Source organism: Burkholderia sp. BCC0397 (assembly GCF_902832865.1).
Taxonomy (GTDB): domain Bacteria; phylum Pseudomonadota; class Gammaproteobacteria; order Burkholderiales; family Burkholderiaceae; genus Burkholderia.
In genome coordinates this window covers 1-12,224 of sequence record NZ_CADFDL010000018.1, presented here as the reverse complement: position 1 = coordinate 12,224, position 12,224 = coordinate 1, and the positions used below count along the sequence as shown (strand labels likewise).

At 59.2% G+C, this 12,224-nt stretch carries 10 protein-coding genes and 2 pseudogenes; 4 read left to right on the top strand and 8 right to left on the bottom strand.

The annotated features are described in order from the left end of the window. Positions 1 to 14: 14 nt before the first annotated feature. The 7 genes from HWX03_RS33235 to HWX03_RS33205 form a co-directional block, all read right to left on the bottom strand. Positions 15 to 1,061 carry a 2-dehydropantoate 2-reductase gene (locus HWX03_RS33235; protein ID WP_175874183.1) on the bottom strand — a complete coding sequence of 349 codons (1,047 nt, stop codon included), beginning with the start codon at positions 1,059 to 1,061 and terminating at the stop codon, positions 15 to 17. A 1-nt stretch (position 1,062) separates the two neighbouring features. Beyond that, positions 1,063 to 1,785, bottom strand: coding sequence for an ABC transporter ATP-binding protein (locus HWX03_RS33230; protein ID WP_174430146.1), 723 nt, complete (start codon positions 1,783 to 1,785; stop codon positions 1,063 to 1,065). Then, complete coding sequence (locus HWX03_RS33225; protein ID WP_175874182.1) at positions 1,786 to 3,594, bottom strand: branched-chain amino acid ABC transporter ATP-binding protein/permease; 1,809 nt, start codon at positions 3,592 to 3,594, stop codon at positions 1,786 to 1,788. Beyond that, entirely contained in the window at positions 3,591 to 4,628 is a 1,038-nt protein-coding gene (locus HWX03_RS33220; protein ID WP_175821662.1) for a branched-chain amino acid ABC transporter permease, read from the bottom strand. The genes HWX03_RS33225 and HWX03_RS33220 overlap by 4 nt, the downstream gene beginning before the upstream one ends. Before the next feature lie 19 nt (positions 4,629 to 4,647). Then, positions 4,648 to 5,802, bottom strand: a complete 1,155-nt coding sequence (locus HWX03_RS33215) for an ABC transporter substrate-binding protein (protein ID WP_174430143.1) — start codon at positions 5,800 to 5,802, stop codon at positions 4,648 to 4,650. A gap of 53 nt (positions 5,803 to 5,855) precedes the next feature. Beyond that, positions 5,856 to 6,395: a 4-hydroxyphenylacetate 3-monooxygenase, reductase component gene (gene hpaC, locus HWX03_RS33210; RefSeq protein WP_175874272.1), complete on the bottom strand. Its 540-nt coding sequence runs from the start codon at positions 6,393 to 6,395 to the stop codon at positions 5,856 to 5,858. A gap of 183 nt (positions 6,396 to 6,578) precedes the next feature. Next, positions 6,579 to 6,728 (bottom strand): hypothetical protein, encoded by a 150-nt coding sequence (locus HWX03_RS33205; RefSeq protein ID WP_175874181.1) that lies wholly within the window; start codon positions 6,726 to 6,728, stop codon positions 6,579 to 6,581. A gap of 267 nt (positions 6,729 to 6,995) precedes the next feature. On the opposite strand from HWX03_RS33205, the gene HWX03_RS33200 reads away from it, so the two are divergent. Together HWX03_RS33200 and HWX03_RS33195 are read left to right on the top strand one after the other, a co-directional pair. After that, positions 6,996 to 7,640 carry a response regulator gene (locus HWX03_RS33200; RefSeq protein ID WP_175874180.1) on the top strand — a complete coding sequence of 215 codons (645 nt, stop codon included), beginning with the start codon at positions 6,996 to 6,998 and terminating at the stop codon, positions 7,638 to 7,640. A 166-nt stretch (positions 7,641 to 7,806) separates the two neighbouring features. Continuing rightward, positions 7,807 to 8,292, top strand: a pseudogene (locus HWX03_RS33195) (transposase); the annotation flags it as partial. A gap of 110 nt (positions 8,293 to 8,402) precedes the next feature. Here HWX03_RS33195 and HWX03_RS33190 read toward each other — a convergent pair. Then, positions 8,403 to 8,762 (bottom strand): annotated as a pseudogene (locus tag HWX03_RS33190) (DDE-type integrase/transposase/recombinase); the annotation flags it as partial. 337 nt (positions 8,763 to 9,099) lie between these two features. Between HWX03_RS33190 and HWX03_RS33185 the strand changes: the two are divergent. Continuing rightward, positions 9,100 to 10,182, top strand: a complete 1,083-nt coding sequence (locus HWX03_RS33185) for a porin (RefSeq protein ID WP_244132840.1) — start codon at positions 9,100 to 9,102, stop codon at positions 10,180 to 10,182. Between the two features lie 64 nt (positions 10,183 to 10,246). After that, positions 10,247 to 12,163: a glycoside hydrolase family 3 protein gene (locus tag HWX03_RS33180; protein WP_244132839.1), complete on the top strand. Its 1,917-nt coding sequence runs from the start codon at positions 10,247 to 10,249 to the stop codon at positions 12,161 to 12,163. Positions 12,164 to 12,224: the final 61 nt, after the last annotated feature.

Below are 12,224 nucleotides of genomic sequence, written 5' to 3'. Positions count from 1 at the left end.
CTGTAGTACATGCTTTAACGAAGCGTGCGCTGCGTCGTTCGATAGCGGGTGAGCGCGAGGATCGCGCGGGTAGTCGGCATCGGAATGCCATACCGGTCGGCAAGCTCGAGCACGGCGTCGCCGATCGCCGCCAGCTCCAGACGCTGCCCCTTCTCGTAGTCCTGCAGCATCGACGTGCGGAATGCCCCCATCTTTTCTCCCTGGACGAGAAATGCGTCCTGATTCAGTGCGATGCGTGCGCCGTAGCGCTCCGCCACGCTCATCACCTCATCCATCATGTCGACCACCACCTCGCGCAACTCCGCTGCGCCGTAGATGTCCTGCAAGGTTCCACCGGTGACGACGGAGAGCGGATTGGACGTGAGATTGGCAATTAGCTTGGTCCACACGTCATCGCGAATGCACCTGCTGGCGCGCGCGTCGATGCCCGCGTCCGACAGCAGCGCGCAGACTTGCCGCAGTCGCGCGCTCGGACGGTTGTCCAGCTCGCCCAGAATCATCCGGTGCGGATTGGTTGCGATAACACGTCCGGGTTCGCGCACCTCGGCGGTGATATACACGACACACCCCAGGATCTGCTGCGACGGCAGCATCGCAGCGAGGCTGCCGTCCGGGTCCACGGCGCGTACCGATTCGTAGCCGAGACCACTACCGGTGCTGCCGTGCCCACGACCGCCCTCACCGCCGAAATACCACCACGGCACCCCGTTGACCGTCGGCACGACCAACGTCTCTTTTCCGAGCATGGGCTTGATGGACGTCAGCAAACCCGATAACGCGTGAGCCTTTGCACAAACGAATACGATGTCCTGAATATCGAAATCGTCGACCCGATCACTGGCAGGCACATTCACCCGGATCGAACCGGACAGATCATCCAGTTCGATCCCTCGTCGACTGATGGTCTCGAGTGTCGCGCCCCGCGCAAACACGCTGACCACCCGACCGCTAGCGGCGAGTCGCGCCGCCAGGGTGGTGCCGATCGCACCCGCACCCGCCACGCATATCTTCGGGTCCGACGGAATGCTGTCTCGATGACCTCGTTCTTCCGTGCGATCCATCTCAAGACAATCCCAAGTAAACGTCGACGATCCGCGAGTCCCGGGCGATCTCGTCCGCCGGCCCCTCCATCGTCAACGCACCCGTTTCCAGCACGTACGCGTAGTCCGCGACTTTCAGCGCGGCACGCGCGTTCTGCTCGATCAGCAGGATCGACACACCGCGCTCACGCAGCGCAGCCACGATACGGAACATTTCACGCACGATCAGCGGCGCCAAACCCAGACTCGGTTCGTCGAGCATCAGCAGCCTGGGCCGCGCCATCAACGCGCGTCCGACTGCAAGCATCTGGCGCTCGCCGCCGGACAGCGTGCCCGCGGCCTGGTTGCGACGCTGCCGCAAGCGTGGAAACAGTTCGTAGACCTCCTGCATCGTCTGCGGATGGTCGCGATGGCCTTTGCGAATCCGACTGAACGCGCCTAGCAACAGGTTGTCCTCCACGGGCATTTCGGCAAACAACTCGCGCTTTTCGGGCACGAGATTCATACCCGCCGCTACCCTGTCCTCGATCAGCGCATGCGGGTGATGACGGCCGCAGAAGGCGATCTCGCCCTCCGACGGCAGCACGCCCATGAGGGCCGACAGCAGTGTGGTCTTGCCTGCGCCGTTCGGCCCGATCACGGTCACGATCTGCCCTTCGCCCACCCGTAGACTGACGTCCGACAGCGCACGCACCTTGCCATATGAGGCCGACAGATTGCGTACCTCCAGCAGTTCTCCGGCCATTCATTCCTCCCCGCCCAGATAGGCCTCGAGTACCGCTGGATGCTTTTGCACCTCGGCCGGCAGACCTTCGGCGATCTTCTTGCCAAAATCCATCACCACCACGCGATCGACCAGATTCATCACGAAGTCCATGTCGTGCTCGACCAGCAGAATCGCGAGTCCCTCTTCGCGCAGCTTGTTCAGCAGCTCGGCGAGATCGCGTTTCTCCTGATAGCGCAAGCCGGCTGCCGGCTCGTCGAGTAACAGCAGGCACGGATCGGACGCGAGTGCCCTGGCGATTTCCAGTACGCGTTGCTGTCCAAGAGCCAGCGATCCGGCTTCCTCGTTCAGATAGGCACCCAGCCCAACCCGATGGATCTGCCGCGCAGCTTCGGCCAGCAAACTGCGCTCTTCATCCCGTTCGCACCGGAACGCGGCGCGCAGCTCGCCACTGCTTCCGCGCAGGTGTGCACCCAGCGCGACGTTGTCGAGCACGCTCATCCGGCTCAGCAGCCGCACATGCTGAAAGGTGCGGCTCATACCACGCCGGGCAATCTTTCTCGAGCCGATGCCGGTGATGCGTTCGCCGCGAAACACGACCTCACCGGAGGTCGGCGTATCGACGCCGGAGATCTGATTGAACATCGTGCTCTTGCCCGCACCGTTCGGCCCCAGCAACGCGACGATCTCCGCTGCATGCACGCTCAGGCTGACGGCATCGTTCGCCACCAGGCCACCAAAGCGGCGCGTGACGTCGCGCACCTCCAGCAGGACTTCGCCCCGTGGCGGCATGGAGCGCCTCGACAACGCAGCGGCATTCGCATCCACGCGGGAACCCATGCGGCTCGCGCTTCGGCCGATCACCGACAGTTGACGCGCGAACAGCGGCCACAAACCACCCCGCGCGTAATGCAGCAGGAATACCATGCCAAAGCCGAACACGATGATCTCGAAGTTGCCTGTCTCGCCGAGCAGCTTCGGCAGGATGTCCTGCAACCACTGCTTCGCGATGGTGAATACGCCCGCTCCCAGCAGTGCGCCCCACACCTGCCCCGCACCACCGATGACGGCCATGAACACATAGTCGATCCCCATCTGGATGCCGAATGGCACCGGGTTCACGAACTGCTGCATATGCGCATAGAGCCAGCCGGACGCACTCGCCTGCAATGCGGCGATGACGAAGATCACCATGCGCGCACGCGCCGTATTTACCCCCATTGCTTCGGCCATTACCGTGCCGCCCTTGAGCGCCCGTATCGCGCGGCCTGCACGTGAATCGAGCAGATTGCCGGTACAGACGATCGCCACCAGCAGGAACAACCAGATCAGGTAGTACATGCGGGCGCCGTCGCGCAGGCTGACACCCGCCAGCGTCACCGGCGGAATATCGGCGATGCCCGTGTTGCCGCCCAATCCGCCGATCGCGCCGAACGCGAAATAGAGACTCAGGCCCCATGCGATCGTTCCGAGCGGCAGGAAGTGGCCCGACAGGCGCAAAGTCAACGCGCCGATCAGGCAGGACGCCACCAGCGTCAACACCAGCCCCGCCACGAGCGTCAGCCATGGCGATGTACCCAGCCAGCCAATCCATGCCGGCAGCGTCGCAGCCTGCACGGTTAGCACGGCGGTGGTGTAGGCACCGATGCCGACAAACGCCGCCTGGCCAAAGCTGGTCATACCGCCGACGCCCGTCAACAGCACGAGACCCAGCGTCACGAGTGCGTACAACGCAATGTAGTTGAGCAGAGTCACGTAGAACGGCGGCAGCACGAGTGGGGCAACCGCTAATAGCACCAGTGCACAAATGAAGATGCGGCGAGGCGTCATTCCTCCTCCTCAACAGGATGACTCTTCAGGGAGCGCCACAGCAGCACCGGGATGAGCAGCGTAAAAACGATGATCTCCTTGTAGGGACTGGCCCAGAATGCCGAGAACGATTCAATCAGCCCCACCAGAAACGCCCCTGCCACTGCGACCGGATAGCTGACAAGCCCCCCGATGATCGAGCCGACGAAGCCTTTCAGACTGATCAGAAAACCCGAGTCGAAATACAGCGTGGTAAGCGGCGCGATCAGAATCCCGGACAGCACGCCGATTAGCGCAGCGATGAAAAACGTCGCCTTGCCTGCGAATACCGGTGAAATACCCATCAGCCGGGCACCGATCCGGTTGAATGCGACTGCACGCAACGCTTTTCCATAAACGGTGCGTTCGAACGCCTGGCGCATCACGACCATCAACAGTATGGATGTCGAAATAATCAGCAACGCCTGACTGCTTAGGTTGATGGTGCCGAGCTGCAACGGCACGTCGATGAACGGCGTGATGCGCGCGCCCTCCGGACCGAAGATCAGCAAACCCAACCCCACGAGTGCCATATGCACCGAAATCGACACGATCATCAGCACCAACACCGACGATCCAGCCAGCGGTTGATAGAAGAGTCGATACAACTGCGGGCCGAGCGGCACGATCAGCGCAAAGGTCAGCAACGCTTGCAGCGAAACAGGGAGTTGAGCCACCGGCAGCACATGTACCAAGACGGCGAGCACGCATGCGTAAGCGAGCTTCCCGCATTCCACGGCCGACAAGCGAAGCGCGTGTATGCGTCGATAGCGCGCAGCGAGGTCCGCCGCCGCTTCAGCTAATGAGAAGGCGACCAGCAACCAGACGACGAGTAGTGGCTTGCCCGACTGCATCGTTGCCAGCGTCAGCGCGCCGTAGACCACGAATTCACCCTGAGGGATGAACAGCACCCGGGTGACACTGAATACCAGCAGGATCGACAACGCCAGCAACGCATAAATTGCACCGTTGGTGAAGCCGTCCTGACTGAGGATCGAAACTATCTGAGCGTTCATCGGGACGTCTGGCTTTGACTTATTTGATGAGTGCCCAATTGCCGTTCTTGACGGTAATCAGCACGCGACCGCGATCGTCAAAACCGCTATGATCGGCGGAACTCATGTTGTAGACGCCCTGCGTGCCGACCAGATCGCGGGTCTGCTCGAGTGCATCTCGCAATGCACTGCGAAACGCAGCCGTACCGGGTCGCCCCGCCTTTTTTTCCGCAATCGGCACCGCATGTTCGAGCAGGAGCCCCGCATCGTAGACGTTCGCACCGAAGGTTGCGGGCTTTACGCCGTTCAGCTTTTGATAAGCGTCGATATAGGTGGTCGCGACTTTCTTCGACGGATTACTGTCGGGTATCTCGGGTAACACGAGCATGAGACTAGCAGCCAGCACCGTGCCCTCGACCTTGCGGCCGCCAAGCTTCAGAAAATCGGGCAACGCCGCGCCGTGTGTCTGATAAAACTTGCCCTTGTAGCCGAGGTCATAGAGCGTCGCTTCCGGCAGCACACTGGCGCCGCCGGGCGCTGCGATCAGTACGGCGTCCGGATGGCTCGCCATCACCTTGAGCGCCTGCCCCGTCACCGAACTGTCTGCGCGCTGATAGCGTTCATTCGCCGTAATCTGTATCCCGTGAGTCTTGGCAAGCCCCGAGAACACCCGATACCAGTTCTCGCCATACGGGTCATTCAAGCCGAGGAAGCCCACGGTCTTCACGTTGGTCCTGACCATATAGTCAACCAGCGCCTGAGCAATCAGGTCATCGTTTTGCGTGGTCTTGAATACCCACTTTTTCTGCTCGGTCATTGGCAGCACCACCGCGGCGGTGCCGACCGGGGCCAACATCGGCGTGCCGGATTCGGCGGCGAACTGGATCACACCCATCGCATTGGGCGACCCGGTCGGTCCAATGATCGCGTCGACCTTGTTTTCGGAAATGAGCTTCTTGAAGTTGGTCACCGATGCCGTGGGATCGCTCGCATCATCCAGAGAAATATAGTCGACGCTCAGATCGCCGATTTTCTTCGGTAACAGCGGCACCGTATTTTTCTGTGGAATACCGACAAGTGCTGTCGGCCCCGTCGACGAAGTAACCACGCCGATCTTGAGTTGCGCATAAGCCGGCAGCGAACAAGCGGCGGCCATCGCGACAAGCGCCACCGTCGAAACTTTCTTCAACAACATTGCAAACCCCCGAGGACAGGTTGACTGATACCAGTGAATGACTTTTGGATGGCTCATGAATTCGGCCCTGCCGGCGTAGAAGCAGCCGGTTCGCGCACGCAGCGCACCCGATGAAACTGTCGACCGTAATAAACCAGCGCTTCCGCGTCTTCGCGAACCCTGATGTCGATCAGTTTGATGAACATGACCGAATGCGAGCCGACCGCCTTGCATTCGACGATCTGTCCCTGGAGGCTGACGAGCGCATCGCGCAGCACCGGGAGATCGTGCTGCCCGCGATCCCAGATCGGCCATTCGAAGCGTGCACTCATCGGCACGCCGGTCACGCCTGAAAAGTGCCTGGCAAGTTCGGTATGCTCGCCCTCCAGCACGTTGACGCAGAGCATCTGATTTGTCGCAAAGACCTCGTGCATCGCGCTCGAACGGTTCAGACAGACCAGCAGTGTCGGTGGCGAATCGGTCACCGAACAGACTGCGCTGGCAGTCACGCCGCATTTGCCGCCAGGGCCGTTGGTTGTCAACACGCTCACGGCGGCGGACAGATGCGCCATGGCTTGTCGAAAAGACTTCTGGGGATCGCTTATGCGTTGCATGCCTTGCCCAACAGAAAGGAGCGACACGTGTCGCACGTGCCCACTGGTTAAGCGGTGAAGGCAGTCTAAGTGAACGTTTTTTTGGCGGTAACCCAACAAAACCACCGTCCACCTCAGAAAAATCTTTAGATAGACAGGTAGTTCGAGGCGAGGTCGGATCAGTGGATGAACTTGCGCTGCACGCTATCGACGATGTTGGTGAGCATCAGGGTCGATCAGCGAAATCAGTACCAGCAGGAAGAACATGTCGACCGTGCTGAAGCTGCGGGACGAGACCGCAAAAAGATGACCGAGGCGACTGGTCGAGGCGATCATTTCGGCCAGGAAGAGCACGCAAGATTGCCAGCGACGACTCGTTCAGCATTCCTACGACTACCCGCTGTCGAAGCGCACCATCGTGTATGCCGGTGGCCCCGCGGCGCGGGCCGCCCCCAAGCCGGGCCAGGATTCGAACCCGCTCGTGGTCCGCATGGGGCGCATGTTCCAGAAGGATCGCCATTTACAGCGTTTTTTTGACTCACTACGATGACGGCTGGTCGGCTTGATCTCCTCGCTGTCCGGGCAGTCAGCCATTCCCGCAGCGGTGAACAGAAGCGAATTATGGACGCAGAGTCTCAGTCCCCCATTGTGTATATCGTCGACGACGATGAGGATATGCGTACGTCGCTTTCGTGGCTGCTCGCTTCCGTGAAGATTCAGGCGCACTGCTACCGGGGCCCCGCGGAGTTCCTCGCGCAATTCGATCCGAGCGTGCCGGGCTGCATGGTGCTGGATGTCCGGATGCCTGAAGTCAGCGGCTTCGATCTGCAGGCAGAACTCAATCGCCGGGGTGTCTCGTTGCCGATCATTTTCGTGTCGGGCCATGGCGATATTCCGATGTCGGTGCGCGCTCTGCAAAACGGCGCGATCGATTTCGTCGAGAAGCCATACAACTCACAGCAAATGCTCGAGCGGATCCAGAGAGCGATCCGCGTCGCGAGCGACACGCATCAGGAAAACCAGCATCGCCAGGCGATGATCCAGCGCATCCGGGCGCTCACACCGCGAGAGCGGGAAGTGCTGAACGGCGTGATCGAAGGGAAGGCGAGTAAGTTGATTGCTCGCGAACTGGGGATCACTGCGAAGACTGTTGACGTTTATCGGGCGAGTATCAAGGAGAAGCTTGGTGCGTCGTCGATTGCCAGCTTGCTCAAGGACGTGATTGAGGCGCAGTTCGCCATGGCTGGGCAGCAGCCGCCTGTTTAGCGTTTTTTACCCTGCTGGTAGTTCTTTCGGTGGTTTGCTTGTTGTTGGCCTTTCTTTGAATTGCTATTGATTTATTAGCGTTGCTCCGATGTGGCACAGGCACCAAACCTATCCGTCATGTCGTGGGTGAGGCATATCTTAAGGTGTAAAAGCCATGGATATGCCGATGAAGAAAAAACGCACAGTCGCTTTGCAGGCAGCGGCCCGAGGGCCGCTGCCTGAACTGCCTGAAGGCCTGCTCGATGAACTGATGAAGGGCCCGATGACGCCCGCCGAAGTCCACGATCTGAGGCTGGCATTCAACAAGGTGCTGATTGAACGCGCCATGGGCGCCGAGACAAGCATGCATCTGGGCTACCAGCTGGGCACGCCGGGGCCGTCTTGCTAGACCAACGAACGCAATGGCGGCAACGGCAAGACGCTCACCACTGATCACGACCCGCTCAGGGTCGATCTGCCGCGGGACCGCGAGGGAAGCTTCGGGCCCGTCCTGATTTCCAAGCATGAACACCGCTTCACCGGCGTTGACGAACGCATCATTGCGACGTACGCGCGCGGCATGAGCGTGCATGAGATTCAGGCCTTTCTGGCCGAGCGCTACGGCACCGAGATGTCGCCCGACTTCATCAGCTCGGTGATCGACGAGGTCATGCCCGCGCTTTGCCATGAACCAGTTTGCCATCCTGTTCGGCGAGCGATTCACGCGCGCGCGTGGCTAACGATTTTTTCAACCATCTCACCCACGAAAATGCGGACAGGTTCGAAAAAGGCTTTTGCCGACTTCACGTCGCGCCTGGCGCCGAGCATGAAGTCGACCGTCTGCCCCCGATCCACCGCTCGATAAAGATAGCCCCACTTGCCGCGCAGCTTGGGGTAAGTCTCGTCGACACGACCGGCCAGCGGGCCTGCCAAAGCGGTTCCACCGCTTGACGAATTCCGGCGTGAAGCGCCGCACCGAGCGCAGGATCATCGTGTGCGCCAGCGACAGCTCCCTCGCCATCATTTCGACCAGATCGCGCAGGCTAAGCTTGTAGCGCAGGCACCATCGATCACACGGGATGATCACATCGCGCAAAAGTGACGGCCTGCGAGCAGTTCCTCCAGTCTCTTCGTCCTGCTCATCGTCGGCTCTCAATTCGTTCGGCCCGACACCTTACCCGCTTCGCCCCCTCGCTATTTGTAGCAGAGCCGCGCTCCCCGAGCGCAGATCATATGAATCCGTTAACAAAGCAACACTAAAGATTTCACCCGGGATCGCGGGCGATCTCCCCTATTTCCTCAATAAATATGGAGTTCCAAGATTCGGCCACTGACCTTGCCAAACGAATAAAACGTTAAAAAATTTCTGACAGGCGAGATGATGAAGCGAACTTGAACTCCGACTCCCCGCGGAACGCCGCTATTTTCCGCAGGGCAAATGCATCTTCGTCAGGTCGAATTCCTGAATGATTAGATTTATATGATGAAAAAGGGAACTGCAATGAAAAGAAGAGCATTGAAACTATCGCTGTATGTGGCTACAGGTGTAGTGACGTCGCAAGCACATGCTCAGTCATCTGTTACGTTGTATGGCCTTATGGACGCGGGCTTGACCTACACCAACAACGTCACGACCAATTCCGGCCGCGCCAATCGCCTGCAAATGACGACCGGCTCGGCGCAGGGAGATCGCTGGGGATTGCGCGGGTCGGAAAATATCGGGAGTGGTAACTCGATCAATTTTGTCCTTGAAAACGGCTATCACCTGAATACTGGAACCTTGGGGCAAGGCGGCCTGGAGTTCGGTCGACTGGCTTACCTGAGCGCTTCCGGAGATTGGGGAACGTTCTCGATGGGACGGCAGGACGATTTTATCGGCGATATCTTTCCTGCTTATGCAATCGGTTCTAATACGCCGGCCGGTTTGCTGGAGTGGGGCATCGAAAGTTACGCGGCAGGCGGCTACTCACTCGACAACCGCGTGTGGGGCGTTGCCGTCAACAATGCCGTCAAATATGTGACACCGACGGTCTCAGGCTTTTCCGCAGGCGCGATGTACGGGTTCGGCAATACGGCGGGCAGTGTCGGGACGAACAGTTCGATAAGCTTCGTGGTGTCATACAACCGGGGGCCCTTGAGTGGATCGCTGTCGTATTACAACGGGCACAACATTGCAGCGGGGGGGAATGTCAACGAATGGGCGGCTGGTCTCGCCTACAACATAGGTAAGGCTCGTATTTTCGGATTGCTTACGACAGTCGAACAGACAGCCGGAAAAAAACCTCGTGCGACAACAGCGGAGGTAGGATCTTCATACTATATCCGACCGTACTTGAACGTAGGAGGTGGATTTACATATCAGGCACGCAACCACGGCGTCGGCAGCGCCAACCAGATAACCCTCTCCGCTGATTACTTCCTCTCCAAGGCAACGGACGTTTATGTCGTGGTCGCGGATGAACGCGATAGTGGATTCCACGGCGAAGTCGAGGCGGCCGAAGGCTTGCCCTCCACCACTCATCACCAGGCCGCAATCCGCGTCGGGATGCGTCACAAATTCTAAGGCGCACGACAGGCAGATCATTGTCAGGTGGCTTAGCAGGAACACGTCGGAATTCTACGAAAACATGCATACATTCAAACGTATCCGGTGGGGTTGGCCCGCCGCAGCGCTGACTATCGTCACGCCCATTTTGATGTCTTGTAGCTCTGCGCCCACATCCCAGCATGCCGACGAGAAGATCGATCGGCGCGCAAACTCCTTGCTGTCGAAAATGACGCTCGATGAAAAAATACAAATGGTTCATGGTGCAGGAGCCCATACATCGCCATTGGGCGGGGCCGGCTACATTCCGGGAATTTCGCGTCTCGGCATCCCTGATCTGAATTCGGCAAATTCCACTTCGGGCGTCAATGCCGAGCATGCTAAATCGACTGCCCTGCCCGCACCATTGGCGTTGTCGGCAACGTGGGACCCTGCGCTTGCGTACGAGTACGGTGCATTGATAGGACGGGAATTGCGCGCACAGGGCTTTGCCGAGGGCCTGGGCGGCGGGGTCAATCTTGCAAGAAATCCGCGCCAGGGGCGAACTTTCGAATTCTTCGGGGAGGACCCGGTTCTGGCCGGCAACATGGCGGCTGCCATGACGAACGGAACCCAGGCGCAGAATGTCGTCGGCACGATAAAGCACCTCGCAATGAATAATCAGGAAACCAATCGTTTCACGTCAAACTCGATTGTCGACGAGAGAACGATGCGTGAGCTTGAATTGCTCGCGTTTCAAATTGCAATCGAACAGTCGGACCCCGGCAATGTCATGTGTGCCTATAACCTCGTCAACGGGAGCAAGGCATGCGAGAACAAATACCTCATCACCGACGTCCTGAAAAATGAATGGCACTTCAAGGGCATCGTTCAGTCCGATTGGTATCTAGCAGTCAGCGATACCGTCCGAGCGGCGAACGCGGGCCTGGATGAAGAGCAGTCCGGCTCGAAAGACGATGCCGTTGGAGTATTGGGCTTCCCAACGCATTTCAATCAACGTTTGAAGGCCGCCATCGCTCTCGGCACAGTCTCGAAAACGCGACTCGACGACATGGTGTTTCGGAAACTGCGTACGCTCTACCGCTTTGACTTGATCGATAACCCGCCGAAACCCGGTGGCGCGATTGACCTGGCCGCGGGCAGAGCGCTATCTTTGAAAACAGCACAGGAATCGATCGTCCTGTTGAAAAACGACATCAGGGGTAGCGGGCCGGAGCCTGTGTTGCCGCTTGGGCCAAAAGTTCGCAAGCTTGTCGTGATCGGAGGACACGCCGATGTCGCCGTTATTTCGGGTGGCGGATCCGGGCATGTACCAGGTCCTGATGCGAATGCCGTCAACTGCCGCACGCCCGGTGCGAAGGCAGATGCGATGCGCACTGAACCGGCTTGCGCGCAATGGTACAAATCTTCACCGCTGGAAGCGCTCAAGGCGGAGCTCCCCGGAACGCAGGTCACCTTTTTCGATGGCAACGACGCCGCGGCGGCTGCGTACGCTGCTGCACAAGCGGACGTGGCGATAGTATTCGCGACGCAATGGACCACCGAAGCGCTGGATCTGAAGTCCTTATCCTTACCGGATGGGAAAGCCGATGCGGCGAATCAGACATATGACCAGAACGCACTGATTGCTGCCGTCGCCGCGAAGGCAAAGCGGACCGTCGTCGTGCTGGAAACGGGTACTGCCGTCACCATGCCGTGGCTTGACAACGTGGATGCCGTCCTGGAAGCCTGGTACCCCGGGGAGCAAGGCGGCGAAGCAATCGCTAGCGTATTGGCGGGACGCGTCAGTCCCTCCGGCAAGTTGACTCTTACGTTCCCGACAAGTGATCGCGATCTCGCCGCTCCTCCGGCCGAGGACGTTGATCTTAACCTCAAAACTATCCATGACGCGCACTACACGGAAGGCCTGGCGATGGGATATCGCTGGTATGCCGGAAAGCATATCAAGCCGCTTTTCCCGTTCGGAGAGGTGGCCGCGCGAATTCAGACAACCGGATAAGTGGAACGGCCAGGGCCTGAGCCGGCGATAATGCAGGCAAAGGAATCCGAGAAATGACGAA

Coding starts and splice junctions, on each gene's coding strand:
- HWX03_RS33235 (WP_175874183.1), bottom strand. CDS start 1,061: ATGGATCGCACGGAAGAACGAGGTCATCGAGACAGCATTCCGTCGGAC.
- HWX03_RS33230 (WP_174430146.1), bottom strand. CDS start 1,785: ATGGCCGGAGAACTGCTGGAGGTACGCAATCTGTCGGCCTCATATGGC.
- HWX03_RS33225 (WP_175874182.1), bottom strand. CDS start 3,594: ATGACGCCTCGCCGCATCTTCATTTGTGCACTGGTGCTATTAGCGGTT.
- HWX03_RS33220 (WP_175821662.1), bottom strand. CDS start 4,628: ATGAACGCTCAGATAGTTTCGATCCTCAGTCAGGACGGCTTCACCAAC.
- HWX03_RS33215 (WP_174430143.1), bottom strand. CDS start 5,802: ATGTTGTTGAAGAAAGTTTCGACGGTGGCGCTTGTCGCGATGGCCGCC.
- hpaC (WP_175874272.1), bottom strand. CDS start 6,395: ATGCAACGCATAAGCGATCCCCAGAAGTCTTTTCGACAAGCCATGGCG.
- HWX03_RS33200 (WP_175874180.1), top strand. CDS start 6,996: ATGGACGCAGAGTCTCAGTCCCCCATTGTGTATATCGTCGACGACGAT.
- HWX03_RS33185 (WP_244132840.1), top strand. CDS start 9,100: ATGATGAAAAAGGGAACTGCAATGAAAAGAAGAGCATTGAAACTATCG.
- HWX03_RS33180 (WP_244132839.1), top strand. CDS start 10,247: ATGCATACATTCAAACGTATCCGGTGGGGTTGGCCCGCCGCAGCGCTG.